Source organism: Bradyrhizobium iriomotense (assembly GCF_018129405.1).
In the GTDB taxonomy this organism is placed as follows: domain Bacteria; phylum Pseudomonadota; class Alphaproteobacteria; order Rhizobiales; family Xanthobacteraceae; genus Bradyrhizobium; species Bradyrhizobium iriomotense_B.
In genome coordinates, this window is sequence record NZ_JAFCLP010000023.1 from 12,722 (window position 1) to 32,442 (window position 19,721).

At 63.5% G+C, this 19,721-nt stretch carries 14 protein-coding genes and 1 pseudogene; 3 read left to right on the forward strand and 12 right to left on the reverse strand.

What is annotated here, in order from left to right:
* The first annotated feature begins 92 nt into the window (after positions 1-92).
* From JQ592_RS32365 to JQ592_RS32375, 3 genes are all read left to right on the forward strand, one after another.
* Positions 93-995 (forward strand): LysR family transcriptional regulator, encoded by a 903-nt coding sequence (locus JQ592_RS32365; RefSeq protein ID WP_211406782.1) that lies wholly within the window; start codon positions 93-95, stop codon positions 993-995.
* 192 nt (positions 996-1,187) lie between these two features.
* Positions 1,188-1,994 (forward strand): creatininase family protein, encoded by an 807-nt coding sequence (locus JQ592_RS32370; protein ID WP_211406783.1) that lies wholly within the window; start codon positions 1,188-1,190, stop codon positions 1,992-1,994.
* A gap of 71 nt (positions 1,995-2,065) precedes the next feature.
* Complete coding sequence (locus JQ592_RS32375) at positions 2,066-3,742, forward strand: CocE/NonD family hydrolase (protein WP_211406784.1); 1,677 nt, start codon at positions 2,066-2,068, stop codon at positions 3,740-3,742.
* A gap of 286 nt (positions 3,743-4,028) precedes the next feature.
* Here the strand turns inward: JQ592_RS32375 and JQ592_RS32380 are convergent, their stop codons facing one another.
* The 12 genes and pseudogenes from JQ592_RS32380 to hglS all read right to left on the reverse strand — a co-directional run bounded on the left by JQ592_RS32380 (position 4,029) and on the right by hglS (position 19,591).
* Positions 4,029-7,346: a molybdopterin-dependent oxidoreductase gene (locus tag JQ592_RS32380; protein WP_211406785.1), complete on the reverse strand. Its 3,318-nt coding sequence runs from the start codon at positions 7,344-7,346 to the stop codon at positions 4,029-4,031.
* A 26-nt stretch (positions 7,347-7,372) separates the two neighbouring features.
* Positions 7,373-8,338 (reverse strand): ornithine cyclodeaminase family protein, encoded by a 966-nt coding sequence (locus JQ592_RS32385; RefSeq protein WP_211406786.1) that lies wholly within the window; start codon positions 8,336-8,338, stop codon positions 7,373-7,375.
* 16 nt (positions 8,339-8,354) lie between these two features.
* Positions 8,355-9,023 carry a helix-turn-helix domain-containing protein gene (locus JQ592_RS38800; protein WP_211406787.1) on the reverse strand — a complete coding sequence of 223 codons (669 nt, stop codon included), beginning with the start codon at positions 9,021-9,023 and terminating at the stop codon, positions 8,355-8,357.
* Positions 9,024-9,081: 58 nt separating this feature from the next.
* Positions 9,082-10,302 carry an ABC transporter substrate-binding protein gene (locus JQ592_RS32395; RefSeq protein WP_211406788.1) on the reverse strand — a complete coding sequence of 407 codons (1,221 nt, stop codon included), beginning with the start codon at positions 10,300-10,302 and terminating at the stop codon, positions 9,082-9,084.
* 38 nt (positions 10,303-10,340) lie between these two features.
* Positions 10,341-11,399 carry a branched-chain amino acid ABC transporter permease gene (locus tag JQ592_RS38415; protein WP_349630515.1) on the reverse strand — a complete coding sequence of 353 codons (1,059 nt, stop codon included), beginning with the start codon at positions 11,397-11,399 and terminating at the stop codon, positions 10,341-10,343.
* Positions 11,373-12,248 (reverse strand): annotated as a pseudogene (locus JQ592_RS38420) (branched-chain amino acid ABC transporter permease); the annotation flags it as partial. The gene JQ592_RS38415 and the pseudogene JQ592_RS38420, both read right to left, overlap by 27 nt.
* Before the next feature lie 26 nt (positions 12,249-12,274).
* On the reverse strand, positions 12,275-12,976 hold the full coding sequence (locus tag JQ592_RS32405; RefSeq protein WP_211406790.1) for an ABC transporter ATP-binding protein: 702 nt from the start codon (positions 12,974-12,976) through the stop codon (positions 12,275-12,277).
* Positions 12,969-13,748 carry an ABC transporter ATP-binding protein gene (locus tag JQ592_RS32410; RefSeq protein WP_211406791.1) on the reverse strand — a complete coding sequence of 260 codons (780 nt, stop codon included), beginning with the start codon at positions 13,746-13,748 and terminating at the stop codon, positions 12,969-12,971. The genes JQ592_RS32405 and JQ592_RS32410 overlap by 8 nt, the downstream gene beginning before the upstream one ends.
* 217 nt (positions 13,749-13,965) lie before the next feature.
* Positions 13,966-15,249 (reverse strand): NAD(P)/FAD-dependent oxidoreductase, encoded by a 1,284-nt coding sequence (locus JQ592_RS32415; RefSeq protein ID WP_211406792.1) that lies wholly within the window; start codon positions 15,247-15,249, stop codon positions 13,966-13,968.
* Positions 15,249-16,496, reverse strand: a complete 1,248-nt coding sequence (locus JQ592_RS32420) for a pyridoxal phosphate-dependent aminotransferase (protein ID WP_211406793.1) — start codon at positions 16,494-16,496, stop codon at positions 15,249-15,251. The genes JQ592_RS32415 and JQ592_RS32420 overlap by 1 nt, the downstream gene beginning before the upstream one ends.
* A 12-nt stretch (positions 16,497-16,508) precedes the next feature.
* Positions 16,509-18,074 carry an L-piperidine-6-carboxylate dehydrogenase gene (amaB, locus tag JQ592_RS32425; RefSeq protein ID WP_211406794.1) on the reverse strand — a complete coding sequence of 522 codons (1,566 nt, stop codon included), beginning with the start codon at positions 18,072-18,074 and terminating at the stop codon, positions 16,509-16,511.
* A gap of 101 nt (positions 18,075-18,175) precedes the next feature.
* Positions 18,176-19,591: a 2-oxoadipate dioxygenase/decarboxylase HglS gene (gene hglS, locus JQ592_RS32430; protein WP_211406795.1), complete on the reverse strand. Its 1,416-nt coding sequence runs from the start codon at positions 19,589-19,591 to the stop codon at positions 18,176-18,178.
* Between the last annotated feature and the right edge of the window lie 130 nt (positions 19,592-19,721).

The following is a 19,721-nucleotide window of genomic DNA, read 5'->3' on the forward strand; positions in this document are numbered from 1 at the left end:
AAGGCATCGCCTCAAAGCGCTTTAATTCGACAGACCTGTTGCCTTTTCGGCAACGAGCCACCATCCTGCGGAAATCGATCGGGGCCAGAACTATGCTTCACAGCCGGCTGTTGAACTACATTGACGAGGTTGCCCGCACCGGCTCGATCCGCAAGGCGGCAGACCGTCTCAATGTCGCAGCGTCAGCAATCAGCCGCCAGATTCTCGCACTCGAAACGCAATTGGGAACGCCGATCTTCCAGCGTCTTCCGAAGAAGCTGATCCTGACCGCCGCGGGGGAAGTCCTGATCGGGCACGTTCGCCAGACGCTCAAGGAGCTGACCCGCACCCAGGTCAAGATCGAGGAGTTGAAGGGCCTGCGACGCGGCGAAATCACACTGGCGATGATGAGCGGCCTCGCCTCCAACCTCGTCCCGAACAAGGTGAAGGAGTTTCGAGCGGGCAATCCGCGCGTCAAGCTCAACCTGACGCTTTTCAATACCGGAGCGGAAATTCAGGTTGCTGTCGCCAGCGGCGAAGCCGATCTCGGCATCGGGTTCGATTTCGGCAAGGACACCAATCTGAAGGTCCTCGCGCGCGCCGTCGGCCGGCTCGGTGCGGTCATGACTCCAAACCATCCATTGGCAAAGCGAAGCAACGTCCGTCTCAGCGATTGCATCGACTACCCGCTCGTCATCGCCGACAGCACGAGTGCGATCCGGCCTTATCTGGAGGCAGCTTTCGCGCGGGTCGCGATCGACCTGCAGCCGGCGATCGAGACCAATTCGATCGAGATCATGCGACACGCGGTCATCCTGAATGATGGCATCACCTTCCTGACCCCCTTCGACGTGGAATCCGAGCGGCGTGCCGGGCGGCTTACCTACGTTCCCGTTCGCGAGCTTGCGCAGGATGCGCAGGCACTGATGCTGATCGGACATGTCCGGGGCACCAGCGCGATCGCGAGCGTGCTCGCGGAGATGCTGAAGGCAATGATCCGCGAGGTCGCCAGCTGAACCGGCGAGGACGGCAGCGACGATCATCGCCGCCGTTGTCACGGCCCGCCCGGACCGCGTTGCCAAAAGGGCAACACAACAGACGAAATTAAGCGCTTTTCATGCTTCCGCGGATGTCCAACAATGATTGGCAGGCCGCTGGGCGACGAAGCCTCGCCGGCTTGTCCGCCAATTCGAGCCAAGGCAACCGAGATGAAACTGAAGTCGCATTGGTGGTGGGACCTGTCGGCCGAGGATTTCCGTCAGCTTGATATGAGCAGGATCGTCGCCGTGCTGCCGGTCGGCGCTGTCGAGCAGCACGGACCGCATCTGCCGGTTCGCGTCGATACGGCGATCGTCGATGGCATCATCCAGCACGCAGTTGCGCAGATGCCCGACGATTTCCCGGCCCTCATCCTGCCAACGATGTCGATCGGCAAGTCGAATGAGCATTCTGCGTTCCCCGGCACGCTGACGCTCTCGGCGGAAACCCTGGGCCGCGTCTGGTACGAAGTCTGCGAAAGCGCCCACCGAGCGGGGATTCGCAAGGTCGTCTTCGTCAACTCCCATGGCGGCCAGCCGCAGGTCATGGAGATCGTCTGCCGCGAATTGCGCGTCAAGCTCGGCATGCTGGCCGTCTCCTCGCAATGGTCGCGCTTCACGGACCTGTCGGACCTTTTCAGTGCGGCCGAACGCAAGCATGGAATTCACGCCGGAGAAATCGAGACCAGCGTGATGCTCCATCTGCATCCTCGTCTCGTCGACATGGCGTTGGCAGAGGATTTCAGGGCGCTGTCTCAGACATTGGAGACGGAATGCGAGATCCTCATGCCGGAAGGCCCAGTTGGTTTCGGCTGGCAGATGCAGGACATCAACCCGAAGGGTGCCTGCGGCAATGCCGCTCTCGCTGACGCCGAGCGCGGCCGTACGTCCGTCGAACGCGCAGCCAGCCGCTTGATCAAGCTGATCACGGAGGTCGAACAGTATCCGATGTCACGGATCAGATCGGCAACGAATTAGCCGACCCCATAGTCGGGATTTTCGACACGCCGCGCCTTTGAACGCATAGATTCACGGTGAAGCTTCTGTAGATGTCAGCAAAATCACTTCGATTGCCCGTCTTGCCCCCGCAAATCGAGACCATGACGCTGAAGGATGGCACGCGGCTCGATGCCGACGTGTACCGTCCGGCGGCGCCGGGACCCTATCCGGTTCTGCTTCAGCGCCAAGCCTATAGCAGACGCATCGCATGCAGCATCTGCTACGCGCATCCTTCCTGGTACGCCTCACATGGCTATATCGTCGTGGTGCAGGACGTCAGAGGACGCGGCACATCGGAAGGGACATTCCGCCCCGGTGAAACCGAGGTCGAAGATGGCGCGGAGGCAATCGAATGGGCGGCCCGTCTCGATGGTGCGAACGGCGACGTCGGGATGTACGGCTTTTCCTATCAAGCCTACAACCAACTGCTTGCTGCTGCGGGAGACTGCCCGTCGCTGAAGGCCCTCGCGCCGGCGATGGGGCCGTGGAATCCCGCGCATTGGGCCTACGAGAACGACGCCCTCCAGATGAAGCACATGATCGGCTGGGGCATCCAGATCACGGCAGAGGCGGCGCGACGCGCTGGCGACGACGAGGCGTTCAGCGCCCTGCAAGCCGCCGGGACCAACCTGCCGCTTAGCGGCCCTATCGCGGCAATGCCACAGCTGCTGCAAAAATATCGGCATTATTCGCACGTCATGGACTGGCTCGAAACGCCCCCCGATTCTCCATACTGGGACAGCATTTCGCCTGCGACACACCTCGACGCCATTCGTACCCGCCGTTTGCCGATGCTGTTCGTCGGTGGCTGGTTCGACCCTTTCCTGCCGGCCACGATCGAGTCCTTCCGGGCGGTCGCAAGCAGCTGCGATGACACCAGGCTGATCGTCGGACCCTGGATCCATTTTCCGTGGACGCGGAAAGTAGGCTCGGTCGACTTCGGGCCAGAGGCGGACCGCAATGTCGACATCGATCACATCCGGTTCTTTGACCGCATCCTCAAGCATTCGTCGAGCCCGGCTAAAGACCAACGGATCGAGTTGTTCGATATGGGTTTGAAAAAATGGCGGCAGTATCAGGATCTGCCGGCAAACTCGCAGGAATTATTCCTCGGTGGCGCCGGTCGAGCATCGCTGGATGCTCACGACGGCACTCTCGGTCTTCGGCCGGGCCCGGAGATGGATGTCGAGCACATCGTGCACGATCCCTGGCGACCCGCGCCGACTGTCGGCGGCTACTATGGCGCTCCGACGGGGCCAGTCGACCGCCGGGTCGCCGATGAACGCGGCGACGTCTTGACCTTTACGACGGAGGCTCTCGAAGACGCCGTCGAGGTGGCCGGCGAGCCCGAAGTCGAACTCGAGCTGAGTTGCGACCGTCCGAGCTTCGATCTTTGCTGCATCCTTTCACTCGTTACTTCTGACGAACGGGTCCTTCAGATCTCGAGTGGATATGCGCATTACCGCGCAGCGACAGCCGGCCGACACAAGCTGAAGCTGGCTACCACGTGCGCGACGCTCAAGAAGGGTGAGCGGCTCCGCCTCTCGATCGCGGGTGCTGACTTCCCGGCCTACCCCGTCAATCCGGGCACGGGCGAAGACCCGGTGAGCACTCCAAAGACGCACGCCGTGGTTATTACCATTGGGGTCTGGCATGGACCGTCCTATCCATCGCTTCTCCGGTTGCCCGTCAGGCCCGGCTCCGAAATCGCTGTCGCGGGATCGTAGGCCTAGCCTCGTTTCACCACAGCAACGCCCCCACTTGGCAATCAAGACCGAACTTCCCAGGCGCGCTTAAGGCAACTCGTGCTTCGCGAGGCGATTGCGGCCTTATGCCGACCAAGCGGAATGCTAGGAGATCTCGGGCTGCAGATCGGGTAAGACAACCTCTGTCGCAGAAACTCGATCGCCGGTTGCCGTCATCGTACGTTAGCACGCCAAGGCTACCGACTCGCCGATAGGGCCGTCCGAAGTGGAGAGATCGTTCAGGGGCGCGAGCGTGGTACGACCTCTGTCACGCATCGAGAATGAGGTCGGTCAGAGGAATGGCCTGACAGGTTAGACAGTGCCCTTCTTCCAAATCAAGGCTGTCGATCAGATGACGGACGCGACCTTCCTTGATCGGCACGCAACAATTCTCACACTGACCGACGCGACATCCGCTCGGCAGCGAAAGACCTGATCGTTCCGCTGTGGCCAAAATGCCGCCTGCCGGGGTTTGAGGAAACCAAGTGACAGTTTTTCCCGAACGCGCAAAAGTGATCCGGCGGGGCGATGGATCTTCCGGCATTGCGGTGACGGGCGAGTGGAATCGTTCCGTAAAGATCTCGAAATCCGGTACGCCACGCGCTTTCAGGCCATCCCTGACGTCACGCATCATCAGGTCGGACGCGCAGATATAAAATCGCGCGCGCCGGCGCAGCAGATCCGGCTCGATGTCCGATACGGTGAAACGGCCCCGGCGATCAAAGCGATCACCTTCTGCGGGCTGGCTGAGATGGGTCATCAAAGTCAGATTTGGCAGCCGTTGCCGGAGTACCTCCAACCGTTCGCGGAACGGCTGGCTTGCTCCGTCACGGCAGCCATAATGCAGCCAGATCTCGGGCTCGCCGCTGCCGCCCTGCAGCGTTTCCAAATAGGACAGGAACGGCGTGATGCCGATGCCGCCGGCGATCAGCACGATCGGAAATTCATTGCGCAGCGGAAGAACGAATCCTCCTCTCGGCGCCTCCAGCTCAACATGGGCGCCGGGCGTCAGTCGATGTCGGATTGCTCCCGAGACCAATCCGCCTTCGATGTGCCGCACGGCAATGCGATAGGCGTCGGGCTCCGCGATGGCCGCGCCGGTCAGCGAATAAGACCTGCTGGCGCCATCCACGCGAAAGCCGACATATTGACCAGGCCGGAACGGCGCCAGCAAACCGCCGTCACTCGGCCGCAACGTCAACTCGACGACATCTTTGCTGATCTCGCGGCGCCCGGTGACCGCAAACGATCTCCAGCCGGCCCAGGCCCGGGTGTCGCAACGTTCCACGTCGCAGGCGAACGAACGGAGCGCCAAGGCTCCGCTGAGCGGATCACGATCGTCCTCGGAAATCACCGCGTTGAAACTCGATCCGACCGGACGCGTATCGTCAGGCAGATAGCCGGGCAAACCGAGATCCGGCGACGGCTGCCACCAACCGTAATCGCTGGCCACGACATCCTCAGCCAGGGCGTCGTTGAATGCCGCCCGCATCCTGATGCTGCCCTTGCGGGTCCGCACTGTCATCCAGGCGCCGGCGGCAATTCCCTTGCGGCGCGCGAGCTCGGGATGAATCTCCGCCGTCGGCTCCTCGCGCTTGCGCCGCAATGTGGTGATACCGCGATGCTGGCTGTGACAGAAATAGCCGCTATTGGCCGAAAACAGCGTGAGCGGGAAGCTGTCGTTGCGGCGCTCGGCAGGTTCGACGAAGCGCGGCACCGCCGGATAGCCGTGGCGGTGCAACAGCTCCGAATAGAGCTCGGCCTTGCCCGTTTGGGTCGCAAATCCGCTGCTGCGGTATTTTCGATGATCGTGCTGCAGCGGCACACGGATGCCTTCAGGCTTCGCGCGCAGGGCCTCGACCGTCAACCCCAGAGGCGCGAGCAGATGTGCAAAGCCCCTCTCGATGTCCCCATCGAAGAACAACTCTCCCATTTCCAGGCGCCGCGCGAGCTGGAACACGATCCACATGTCCGAGCGCGCATCGCCCTGGCGCGGAATCATTGGCGGCCGCAGTTGAACCAACTCCTGCGCCTCCGGCGAGATTTCGAACCCAAGCCGCAGCGCCTCGTGTTCCCACGGACTGGAGACCGGCAACACGATATCGGCCATTTCCGCGGTTGGATTGAGAAACAGATCGCAGTGAACCTGGAAATCGAGTGCCTTCAGCGCCTCACGGCCATGGTCGGGCGCCGGGTGCGATACCAGCAGGTTGGAACCGAAGGCAAACAGCGCCCGGATCCGATAAGGCTTGCCGATCAGGGCCGCATCATAGAAATCGGTCGACGTGATCCAGCCGTCAGCCGGCGGACCAAGCGGCCGCTCGGCAAGACCAAGTGCGCGCATGCGGGTCTCGGGCTTGATCATCGAGATCGAATGCAGCGCCGGAGCCGGCAGAGCCGGCATGCGGACATTGCCGCCCACCGCGTCGAAATGGCCTGTCAGCGCATAGAGCGTCGCGATCGCGCGCTCGGTCTGCGAGGCGTTGGTGTGCTGCCCGACACCGGTCCAACCATGGTAGCAGATCGATTTGGCGTCGGCGACGGCGCGAGCAAGCTGCTCCACCTCGGCTGCTGGAATTCCCGTGATGTGCTCGACCGTTGCCGGATCGTAGGCTAAGGTCGCGCCGAAATAATGATCGAATGCGGTCCGGCAGGCGATGGTCCGGTCGGCCGCCACGATCTCAAAACGGCCTTCGAGCGCGGCGTCATTGAGGCCGTCCTCGGCAGAGGCCAGCTGATCGGACCGCGACGACCAGACCAGATAGCCCTCACCTGACCGGCCGACATCGGCCGGGCGCAGAAACCGTCCATCATCCTCGCGCACCAGGAAAGCAGCGTTGGTCCAGTGGCGGACGAACTCGGCGTCATATGCGCGATTGACGATCAACCAACGGGCAAGCCCGAGGGCGAGCGCCGCATCGGTACCCGGTCGAATGCGCAGCCAGAGATCGGCATCGCGTGATGATCCGTTGCGCCGGGGATCGATCGCAACGAGCTTCGCACCCTTCTTCCTTGCTTCGGCGATCGCCTCGGCTTGCGCCAACCAAACGTTGGCGGGATTGTGCCCCCACAGCAGGATCAGATCCGAGTGCCGATAATCGGCAGGCGGCAAACCACAGCCGAATGTGAAGGCATGGGCGTGGTCCTTGTGCCAGTTACATATCTCGGTCGAGAAGACCGTATTAGGGCTTCCGAAACCACGGACGAAGCGCTGGATCCAGTCGAGACTATCCGAGGTCGACGAGGACGAGCCGGACGTAACGGCGAACGCGACCGATTCCGGTCCCGTCTCGGCGCGGTAGCGTGCAAGCTTATCGGCGATTTCCGTCAGCGCCTCGTCCCAGGTGATCGGCACGAAACCAGGATCCGCGGCTCCCTTCGGCGCCGTTCGTCGCAGCGGCGTTTTCAGCCGACGCGCCGAATGTGCAATCTCCGGCGCGGCCCGCCCTTTCGGGCACAACGCCTTGCCGGTCGGATGCGTGGGATCAGGCCTGACGGCGACGAGCCGATCGTTCTCGATGACGTTCACGGTGCCGCACCGCGATCGACACAACGTGCAGAAGCCCGGTTTTTCGATCGTCGGCATTGCCTTTCCCTTTCGAGCGACGCAGCTTACGACGAGGCTCCGCCCGCCACGGAATCCCATCCACCGACGAGCAGCGAGGCGGCGGCAAGATCCTCGGATGCAGCGCCGACCGACTTGAAGATCGTGATATCGCTTTCGTCGAGGCGTCCCGATCGCGCGCCACTGGTTAGTTCGTGCAGATCACCACAGATCCTGTCGGCGTGCCAGCGGCGCGCGGCGATCGGCTGGAGCAGATCGCCTGCCTCCGCGAGCGCGCCGCCATAGGTATCGACAAAGACGCGGCTACGGCAGATCGCATCGTCGTCGCTCTCGCGCATGTTCGGCGTGAACGCGCCGACGAGGTCAAGATGTGTCCCGGGCCGCAAGTAGCGCCCCAACACGATGGGTTCGCTCGATGTCGTGGCACAGCTCACGATGTCCGCCTGAGCCAAAGCCTCGGTCAGGTCGGCGACAGGTTCGGCGGCGAACCCCTGGTGACAGAACGTGCCTGCAAACACCCGCGCGCGCTCCGCATTGCGTCCCCAGACAAGCACCCGCTCGATCGGCCGCACGGCGCGATGCGCAGCCGGCAGGCAGGACGCGATGCGGCCGGTTCCGATGACCAGGAGCGTGTTGCTATTCCGTCGCGACAGATATCGCGACGCCAGCGCAGAGGCGGCCGCCGTCCGCCGGTTGGTCAGCGCTTCACCGTCAATCATGGCGCGAGGCTGGCCGGTTGCCCCGTCGAACAGCGTGTAGAGCGAGGAGACCGAGCCGATTCCGCGGGCGGCATTGGCGGGAAAGACCGTTACGAGCTTCACCCCGAGCGCCTTGCCGCGCTCCCAGGCCGGCATCGTCAGGAGATGCCCGGGCTTGTCCGGCGTTCCAAGCTCGTAGCTTTGTCGAACCGGCATGGCCTCGCCGCCGCGCCGAAAGGATTCGGCCAGAGCGTCGATCAGCCTGACATAGTCGAGGCCGGCTTCAACCTCGGCTGCCGTATAGTAACGCAACAAGACTTCCTCACTTCCTTTATTCGATCGACGCGATACCCGTGCAGGTCCAGATGATCTCTGCGTCCTCCCTGCTCAGGGATATGATCGCATGCCCCATCTTGCTGTCGAAATAAGCGCTGTCGCCGGCCTCGAGAATCACGGGCGCGTAGAACTCCGTGTGAAGCTGGATGCGGCCCGAGAGCACGCAGAGGAACTCCTCGCCCTGATGGCGCACCCAGTTTGGAAATTCGTCCAGGCTCCGCGCGACCACCCGCGACTTGAAGGGCAATATCTGCTTGTGCGCGAGATCGGTCGCGAGCAGTTCGTAGTGATAGGTCGCCGTCTGATGCGACCTGCCCTCGCCGCGCCGCGTGATGCTGCAGCGCCCGAATGGAGCGCTTTGCTGGCGCGTGTCGAACAGTTCGACGATGTCCAGTCCGGTGCCGCGAACGATCTTCTGCAGCACGTCGTATGTCGGCGACATCTGGCCATTCTCGATCTTGGAGAGCGTCGAACGCGATACACCGGTGCGCTGGCTGACGTCTTCCAACGTCCAGCCATTGTCGAAGCGCATGCGCTTCAAGCGCTGGCCGAGATCGACGGACGTGTCCTCCTTCGCCGGTCGTGGCGCGGAAAACCGGGCCGGCACCGGCGGCGAGAGCTGCGCCGCGGCGCTGGTGCGGGGTTTGATCGCTTTCTTGGCCACGGCCGTTCCTTCTCGGGACCGTCACGGGCGGCGCTGATTGCGCCGCCCGTGACGTGGTTCATTTCTTTACGAGCGAGCACTCGCTCTGGCTGAGTGGCAGGAATACCTGATCCCCCGGAACACTTGCCACAACATTATAATAGTCCCACGACCCCTTCGATTCGGAAGGCTTCTTAACCTGGACGAGCAGCATATCATGCACCATTCGCCCGTCCTCCCGGACCTTGCCGTTCTTGGCAAAGAAGTCGTTGACCGGCAGCTCGCGCATTTTGGCGGCAACGGCCTTGGCCTCGTCGGTCCCCGCCGCCTGCACCGCCTTCAGATAGTGCAGCACCTCCGAATAGACGCCGGCCTGCAGCGCGGTCGGCATGGTCTTGCGCGCCTCGAAGAAGCGCTTGGCGAAGGCGCGGGTTTCGTCGTTCTGATCCCAGTAGAAGCCCTCGAGGAACGACATTCCCTGCGCGCTGGAGAGACCGAGCGCATGAATGTCGGTCAGGAATACCACCGGAGCGCTGAGGATCTGGCCGCCCGCGGTGATGCCGAACTCGCTGGCCTGCTTGATGGCCGTCGTCAGATCCTTGCCCGCAGTCGCGAGCAGGATCACCTTGGCTTTCGAGGCCTGCGCCGGCAGAAGGAAGGCCGAGAGGTCGTTGGCGCCGAAGGGATGGCGTATGGAACCGACGAGCTTGCCGCCATTGGCCTTGATTGCGTCGGTCGCGATCTTCTCCAGCGAATGTCCGAACGCGAAGTCGGCAGTGACGATGAAGAAGGTGTCGTTGCCCTTCTCGATCAGGGTCCTGACCGGACCGACAACATTGGAGTAGTTGTCGTAGACCCATTGAAAGCCGGTCGGTGAGCAGGCCTTGCCGGTGAGATCGGTCGTGCCCGGCGAGGAAAACAGCGCGATCCTGTTGGTCTCTCGCGTCAGCTGCTGAACCGCCAGCGCAATGGCGCTGTTGGTGACGTCAACGATGGCGTCGACCTTCTCGCTTTCGATCCACTGCCGCGCAATGCCGAGGCCGACATCGGCCTTCTGCTGATGGTCTGCGCCGACCACCTCGACCGGCTTGCCGAGCACGGTCCCGCCGAAATCGGTGACGGCCATTCGCGCGGCAAGCAGCGAACCCGGGCCGTTCATGTCCGAATACTGGCCGGACATGTCCGTCAGCACGCCGAGCTTGACGATCTCGTCGCTGGCTTGCGCGAACGCCGTTCCCGCCTGACCGAAAGAACCGAGGATGGAGAGCGCTACAAGCCCCCGCATGAATCGCCGATGCATCTTCAATTGCCGCTCCTCTTCACTGCACCACTTCAAGCTCACTTGCCCGACGCAGCCTGCACGGGCGCCGGCACCGGACCCGCGCCATGCGGCTTGCGCCGGCGCCACCACGCCGCGGCCTCGCCGACGATACCGCGGCGGAACGCAAGAACGCAGACGGCGAAGATCAACCCGTGGATCACCGCGACCCATTGGCCGAGGCCGGCCAGATAATTCTGCATGGCTACGACCACGAACGCGCCGATCACCGGCCCCAGGAGCGTGCCGACACCGCCGAGAAACGTCATGAGCAGGACTTCGCCCGACATCGACCAATGCGCATCGGTGAGACTGGCGATCTGGGTGACGATCGCCTTGGTCGACCCGGCAAGGCCCGCCAGGGCAGCTGACAGCGTGAACGCGACGCATTTGTAGTGGTCGATCTCGAAGCCGAGTGACTGCGCGCGAGCCTCGTGATTGCTGATCGCCCTCAGCACGCGTCCGAACGGCGAATCGACCAGGCGCATGATCAGGACGAAGCCGCCGAGAAAGATCACCGTCACGAAGACGTACAGATTGACGGGGTTGGACAGATCGATCCAGCCGAACAGCATGCCGCGCGGAACGCCCTGCAAGCCGTTCTCGCCACCCGTGAAGGGCGCCTGCAACGCGACGAAATAGATCATCTGCGCAAAGGCAAGCGTCACCATGGCGAAGTAGATCCCGCTGCGGCGGATCGCGAGCCAGCCCGACACCAGTCCGAGCAGGGCCGCCGTCGCGGTCCCGGTCAGGATCGCGAGTTCCGGCGTCAATCCCCACACCTTGGCGGCGTGCCCGCAGACATAGCCGGCCGAGCCCAGAAACATCGCATGCCCGAAAGACACCAGGCGTCCATATCCGGCGATCAGATTGAAGGCGGAGGCAAACAGCGCGAAGATCATCGCCTTCATCATGAAGCCCGGATAGATCACAAGCGGCGCCACGATCAGGCTCGCGGCGAGCGTCACGACGAGGACCATCTGCGTGCGGGGCGATGACGACGGCGCCTCGGCGGGGGCCTCATGAGGCCCGCCCGCATTGTCCAGCCTGGAGCCGAACAATCCCGCCGGCCGCAGCATCAGCACCACGGCCATCACCAGAAAGACGACCGTGCTCGACAGCTCGGGATAGAACGCCTTGGTCAAGCCTTCGATCAGCCCCACCAGGAAGCCGGTCACGATCGACCCCATGATCGAGCCCATGCCGCCGATCACGACAACCGCGAACACCACGATCAGCAGATCGGCGCCCATGCTGGGGCTGACTTGATAGACCGGAGCCGCCAACACACCCGCCATCGCCGCGAGCGCGACACCGGCCCCGTAAGTCAGCATGATCATGCGCGGCACCCTGATACCGAAAGCTTGAACCAGCATCGGGTTCTCGGTCGCCGCGCGCAAATAGGCGCCAAGCCTGGTGCGCTCGACCACGTACCAGGTGCCCAGGCAGACGACGAGCGAGGCGGCGAGGACCCAGGCCCTGTAATTCGGCAGGAACATGAAGCCGAGATTGCGGCCACCGGCGAGCTCGGCGGGAATGGCATAAGGCTGACCGGATGAGCCGAACCAATTGCTGAGCGCGCCTTGGGCCATCAGGGCCAGCCCGAACGTCAGCAGCATTCCGTAGAGGTGATCGAGACCATAGAGCCGCCGCAGCAAGAACCGCTCGACGGCGATGCCCATCAATCCGACCGAAAGAGGGGCGATGACCAGTGCCGACCAGTAGCCGATGCCGAGAAAATTGAACAGCAGCCATGCCAGCATCGCTCCCATCATGTACTGCGCGCCATGGGCGAAGTTCACGATGTTCATCATGCCGAAGATGACCGCGAGCCCCAGGCTGAGCATGGCGTAGAAGGCGCCATTGACGAGGCCGAGCAACAATTGCCCGAACAGCACCGCCGAAGGGACGCCGAAGATTGTCGTCATGCCACTGCGTCCTTCATCAGGCTGTCTCAGAGTCCGAGATAGTTGTTGACCGATTCGAGTCGCCGCTCGAACTCGTCACCGGCGATCTCGTCGACGACGCGCCCCGTTTCGACCACGTAGTGCCGGTCGGCCAGCCCGCAGACGAAGCCCGCGTTTTGTTCGACGAGGAGGATCGTGAAGCCAAGCGACTTCAAATGCGAAAGCATGCGGCCGATCTGCTGGATGATGACCGGCGCGAGTCCCTCGGTCGGCTCGTCGAGCAGGAGGACGCGTGCACCGGTGCGCAGGATGCGCGCAAGCGCCAGCATCTGCTGCTCACCGCCGGAGAGCTTCGAGCCCTGGCTGTCGAGCCGTTCCTTCAGATTTGGAAAGAGGTTCAAGACCTCGTCGAGAGCGATGCCGCCCTCGGCGATCTTCGGCGGCAGCAGCAGGTTTTCCCGAACGCTGAGGCTGGCGAAGATGCCGCGCTCTTCCGGACAGAAAGCAATGCCCTTGCGTGCGACGTCGAAGGGCGCCGCGCCAATGATCTCCTCACCATCGAGGCGGATCGAACCTGTCCGCCTCTGCAGCAGCCCCATGATCGCCTTCAGGGTGGTGGTCTTGCCCGCGCCGTTGCGACCGAGAAGCGCCACCACCTCGCCCTCACCGACGGAGAAATCCATGCCGTGCACGACCTTGGATTCGCCGTACCAGGCCTCGAGCCGGCGGACGCTCAGCGCCTCAGCCATGCGCACGCCCCGTATAGGCCGCGATCACATCCGGATTGGCGGCAACCTCGTCATAAGGCCCTTCCGCCAGGATCTCACCCCGCACCATCACGGTGATCGTATCGGCAAGCTGCGCTACGACATTCATGTTGTGCTCGACCAGCAGCACCGTGCGGCCCTGCCGCGCCTCCTGGATCAGCGCGGTGACGCGGCCGATGTCCTCTCGTCCCAACCCCGCCATCGGCTCGTCGAGCAGGAGAACCTTCGGCTCCAGCGCCAGGGTCGTAGCGAGCTCCAGCACGCGCTTGCGTCCATAGGAGAGGTTGCCGGCCATCGTCGCCGCGTGCTCGGCAAGACCGAAGCGACGTAACAACGCGGCCGCGCGCTCGGTGACGCCGGACCGCTTCGATATGCGACCGAGCACACTCCATGCGATGCCGCTGCTGCGCAGCAGCGCAACCTCGACGTTCTCCTGCACGGTCAGGCCGGCGAACACCGCCGAGATCTGGAAGGAGCGCACGACACCGCGCTTGGCCATAGCCGGCATTTTCAGGCGCGTGACGTCCTCGCCCTCATGCAGGATCGCCCCGTCGGTCGGGGCCAGATGCTTGGTCAGAAGATTGAACAGCGTCGTCTTGCCGGCGCCGTTGGGGCCGATGACCGCGTGCACGCTGTCGCGGGCAAGCCGGAAATTGACGTTCTTCACGGCGAAGAAGCCGTCGAACTGTCGCGTGAGATTCCGCGTTTGCAGAACGAACCGGGGATCTTTGATGTGCTCGGCAATCTCGGCCATTGCGCAAGCCTGGAACAAAAGTTTCCTATCGTCAACAAATTCTACGATGCTGCTTGCGGATATTCTCGGCAGTCGCCGGCCTAAAGAGGCAGCAACCGGGGCTGGCGCCGCAGCTGCGCTGGGTATTCAGTGACGCGACCCGCGCGCAGGCCGACGCCGACCAGGCGCAGGAATGCGCCCGGCCCGACTGCCGCGAGCGGCAGCGCGGAACGACTGATCAGAGCCGCGATTCAGTCAAATGAACGAGCTGGGAGCCTGCGCGGTACAGCGCTTCCTGCGCGGCGCGCCATCGCGGTGCCTCGACCGCTCCGACCGGCAGCGGGAGATCCTTGTCGCTGACATCGCCGAGCACATAGGAAGCCAGCGCGCGCCCAAACACCGTGCCCGGCGCGATGCCTCTGCCATTGTATCCGCTGAAGGCAATCACGTTCCGGCTGAGCTTGTGAAAACGCGGCAAATTGTCGGAAGTCATGCCAATCATACCGTACCAGGCGGCTTCGAACTCGACCCCAGCGAGTTGCGGAAACATGCGCCGCAAGGTGCGGATGGCCCACGCCTGGTGGATCGCCGCACCGCTCCCCTCGAGTGCGCCGACGCTGCCGAAAACGAGGCGGCCTGCGCGGTCGAAGCGAAACGAGGAGAGCACCTGCCGCGTGTCCCAGGCGCCCTGCCGTTCCGGCAGGATCGATGCCTTCAGATTGTCCGACAGCGGCCTGGTCGCGAAGTTGAAGTAAGGCAGATGCACCTGCTCCTTCCGAAGCTCGGACCAGGGCCCTCGCGCATAAGCATCGGTCGCCACGATCACCCAATCTGCGCGAACGATTCCCGCTTTGGTGTCGACCTGCCATCGGGAGCCGGCATCGCTTGCGGCGAGAACGGGACTCTGGGTGAAGATCTCGGCACCAGCCGCAAGCGCGGCTCGTGCCAGGCCGCGGACATAGGCCAGCGGCTGAATGGTGCCGGCCCGCTTGTCGAGCAACGCACCGGCATAGTTGCCGCCGCCGATCTTTCGGCGCGTTTCTTCGGCATTGAGCACTTCGACCGGCGCACCGCGGCGTTGCCACTGCTTTGCGCGCGTCTCGATCTCTTCCAATCCCCTGCGACCGACCGCGCAATGCAGTGTGCCCGCATGCACCGGCTCGCAGTCGATGCCGTGCCTGGCGATGAGATCGAACACTTCGCTCGGCCCATGCCCCAACAGCTCGATCAGGCGCTCGCCGAAGGTCTGCCCCAACGTCGATACCAGGACGTCGGGCATGACCCACATGCCCGCGTTGACGAGACCGACGTTGCGGCCGGAGCCGCCGAAGCCGATCTCGGAGGCCTCCAACACGACGACACGGACGCCTTTCTGGGCGAGGTGAAGAGCCGCGGACAAACCCGTATAGCCGCCACCGATGATGGCGACGTCGACCTCCATCTCACCCGCCAATGAACGGGTCTGAGGCGCCGGCGGCGCCGTCAGCTCCCACAGTCCGTGCGATTTCGCATCGCCCTCCATCAGGCAGGCTCCTTCAGCCGCAATGCATCTGCCGCCTCGGCAATTCGCCGACAGGCCTCCTCGAGTTCCGAGGTCGACGTGGCGTAGGAAATCCGGAAGTAGGGCGCAAGTCCGAATGCGGATCCGGGCACGACGGCGACGCCGGCCGTTTTCAGAAGATAGGTGGCGAAGTCGACATCGCTGCTGATCAGCTCATCTGACGGCGTGGTGCTGCCGATGATCCCTGCGCAGCTCGCGAAGGTATAGAACGCCCCCTCGGGGCGACGGCAGCTTATACCGCCGATCTGGTTCAACGCCGCCACGACGTGATCACGGCGCGCCTGAAACGACCGGCATCGCTGGCGCACGATCTCCATCGGACCATCGAGCGCTGCGATCGCGGCAGCCTGGCTGATCGACGACGGACAGGATGTCGACTGGCTCTGCACGATGGCCATGGCGCGGATCAGCGCACTTGGTCCGCCGGCATAGCCAATGCGCCAGCCCGTCATCGCATAGGCTTTTGAAATGCCGTTGACGGTCAGGGTTCGCGCGCGCAACTCGGGCTCGATCGCCACAGGCGTGACAAAGCGAAAATCGTCATAAACGATGTGCTCGTAGATATCGTCCACCATCAACCAGACGTGCGGCTGCGCGATCAGCACGTCCAGGATGGGGCGGTAGTCGGCCTCGGAATAGGCCGCGCCGGACGGGTTGGACGGCGAGTTCAGCATCAACCAGCGTGTCCGCGGCGTGATTGCGCGCGCAAGATCGTCCGCCGCCAGGCGGAAGCCGTTGGCTTCCTGGCATGGTACCAGCACGGGCCTGCCGCCTGCGATCAGCACGATGTCGGCATAGGTGACCCAATAGGGCGTCGGGATGATCACTTCGTCGCCCGGCTCGAGCGATGCCATCATCGCGTTGAAGAGGATCTGCTTGGCGCCCGCTGCGACCGTGATCTCGTCCAGCGCGAAATCGAGGCCGTTGTCGCGCCGGAATTTGGCGCGTATCGCGGCCTTCAGCTCGGGCGTGCCATCGAGCGCGGTGTATTTCGTCGCGCCGGCCTGCATCGCGCGCGCGGCCGCGTCCTTGACGTGCTCGGGCGTATCGAAGTCAGGCTCGCCCGTACCGAGGATGATGACGTCCCTGCCCTGCCGCTTCAGATCCGCGGCAAGCCCCGTGATCTTCAGAATCTCGGACACCCCGATCCCCGCCAGACGGCTCGACGATCGAAACTGTTGCGACCGGGCTTGCACGGGCGCATTCACGCCGGCTCCTCCTCACACCACATCGAACTTGACGCCTTGGGCGAGCGGAAGCGTGCGGCCATAGTTGATGGTGTTGGTCGCACGGCGCATATAGGCCTTCCAGGCGTCGGATCCTGACTCGCGGCCGCCGCCCGTCTCCTTCTCGCCGCCGAACGCACCGCCGATCTCCGCGCCCGACGGACCGATATTGACGTTGGCGATGCCGCAATCGGAGCCGCCAGCCGAGAGGAAGGTTTCGGCCTCGCGCAGATCATTGGTGAAGATCGACGAGGACAGGCCTTGCGGAACGGCATTGTGCAGTTCGAGCACGGAGGCGAAGTCGCGATACTTCATCACGTAGAGGATCGGTGCGAAGGTCTCGTGCTCGACCGGTCCGGTCTGTGCCGCCATCTCGACAAGGGCCGGGCGGACATAGTGGGCGTCGGGGGCGCCTTCGACAGCGACCCGTTCACCACCGTGGACCTTTCCACCAGCCGTCTTGGCTGCCTCGAGCGCGCTCTGCATGGCGCGATAGGCGCCTGCATCGATCAACGGCCCGACCAGCGTGCCGGTCTCCAGAGGTGAGCCGACGGTGACGGAAGCATAGGCCTGCTTCAGGCGCGGGACGAAGCTTTCATAGACGCTGTCATGGACGAAGAGACGGCGCAGCGTCGTGCAGCGCTGTCCTGCCGTTCCCATTGCGGCAAAGGCAACGCCGCGCAGCGTAAGATCGAGATCCGCGGTCGGCGCGACGATAGCCGCGTTGTTGCCGCCGAGTTCCAGCAACGCACGAGCGAACCGCTTGGCGAGCCGCGGGCCGACGGCGCGTCCCATCGCCGTGGAGCCCGTGGCCGACACCAGCGGAACCTTGGCATGGTCGACGAGCACTTCGCCGATCTCGCGGCCACCGAACAGCACCACTGCCAGCCCTTCCGGCGCGCAGCCTCCCTCCCGATTGAACCGCGCCAAGGCGCGGTCAAACAGAGCCTGGGTCGCAAGCGCAGTCAGCGGCGTCTTCTCCGACGGCTTCCAGACCAGGCTGTTGCCGCAGACTAGCGCCAGAGCCGCATTCCAGGCCCACACGGCGACCGGGAAGTTGAACGCCGAGATGATGCCTGTGACGCCGAGTGGATGCCAGCTTTCCATCATGCGATGCTCGCCACGCTCGGTCGCGATCGTCAGACCGTAGAGCTGCCGGGACAGACCGACCGCGAAATCGCAGATATCGATCATTTCCTGGACCTCTCCGAGGCCTTCAGAGGAGATCTTGCCAACCTCGATCGACACGAGTCGGCCCAGAGCCTGCTTGTTGGCCCGCAGCTCGTCACCGAACAAACGCACCAGCTCGCCGCGCTTGGGCGCCGGCACCAGCCGCCAGGCCAGGAAAGCCGTGTGGGCCTTCTCGATCAAGGCGAACGCTTCACTCGCGCTGTTCTCCGTAACCCGTCCGATGATCTGCCCGGTGATCGGAGTATGGACGGCGAGCGTGCCGGCGGTGTAGCTCGCTCGATTGACGCCGAGCCCGGCGAGGAGCTTGTCGGCATCGGCGGCGAGACCGGAGTTGCTTGCTTGCGGGTTCAGAGCTGATGTGACTGACATGGCCATTTTTCCGAAGGTCGACCCTGATTGTATCTCGTACGGCTGCGACGACGCGCTTGCGGCAACACTTGATCAGACCGAAATGACGCCGCGGTCAATGGTTATTCTCGTCCGGCCGTTGCCCGGAGCGGGCGCGACCCGAGCTGGCTCAATGCCCGGTCGAGCGAGGCCCTTTGGGCGTGGGCGTAAAGCTCGAATTCGCCGTGAACGGCAGCGCCGAGAGCGGCCTCGAACGCGGCACGGTTTAACCGTTCGGCATAGTCCTTCTGCTCGTCGGTACCGAGATTGGACTGGAAGATGCCGGCAGCGCTGACCGGAAGAAAATCCTCGTACACGATCGGATCGAAACGCAGGAAACCTCGCTCGATCAACTGGTCGACCGTCAACCCCGCGGCGTTTCCGTTCGATGCTATTCCGCCTTCCGTCGTCGAATAGCGAAAGTAGGCGAGGCCCCTGGCATGCAGCTGGGTCCAGTCATCCGGAAATGATGCAAAGCGCGCCGATAGCGCGGCGGCATAGTCGACTGCGTTAACGCCATCCGCCGCGACTTGAACATCACGACGGGCGGACGCGAGCAGATCGTCATAGAGCCCGCGGCCCTCAGGCGTCAGTGCGGCGCCGCGTTGTTCGATCTCGCCGAAACGCGCCGTATGCGTGCCGGCTGCGCCTTCGCCGTCACCTTCTGTGAAGACGATCGACTCCTGCAACGCCTTGAAGCTGGTCTGACGCAACAGGATCGGACATTGGCGCCGCGGCGGTCCCTCGATCACTGCCTTGGGCGCGATTCCATGTACCGGCATGGCAGCCTGCACGGCGTCGATATCGAGAGTACGCGGCGTCAGATGGTTGATGTGCGGCCCCCTGAAACTCACGACATCAGCAATCAGACGATGCGCGCGATGGAGCTTCTGGTACGTTGCGAGACTGACCGTCGCCTCGCTGTGCCAGCGGAACGTCTCCAAGATCTCGCGAACGAATTCGGCGGCTTCCTCCGCACGCAGTCCATTCTCGACCTCGCACAAGGCCACCAGCTCCAACGCGCGTGGCGTGAAGATTCGCCGCGCGGCGAGGATGCCCTCGGCCTCGGCGCGAAGGGCGGGATCGTCGATGAGATCAAGCCGCAGCAGCGAGGTAAACACCCGGAACGGATTGTGACGAAGAGCCTCGTCATCGATCGGGCGAAAGGCGGTCGAATGAACCGGAACGCCGGCGACCGACAAGTCGTAGTAACCGACCGGGTGCATCGCCATCACCGCGAAGACGCGACGAATATCGAACAGCTCCCGGGCCGTGCCAAGCCGGATGGCCCCGTGACGCTCGATGCCAAGTCGCTGGGCGTCGCCGCTTTGCGCAAGGCTCACCCGCAAATCAGGATCGCTTTGCAGCCGCTCGGCATTGGTCTCGGCGACCAGTCCCAGGAGTGTCCCATATTGCGGGACCTCCGCGCGGTACATCTCCGACATCGCGCGCGAAAACATGGTGCGGATGTCGTCAGGGGGAACGAACCGAGCTGCCATCGAGACCTTCCTCGCCGCTACCGCGGCCGCTTGACCGACTCGGCGGCCAATCATGCGCTTTGAACATGACAGCCTAGAATTATGATTGCATTTTCAAGCATTCAAACGAAGAATACTCAAGACATCATTC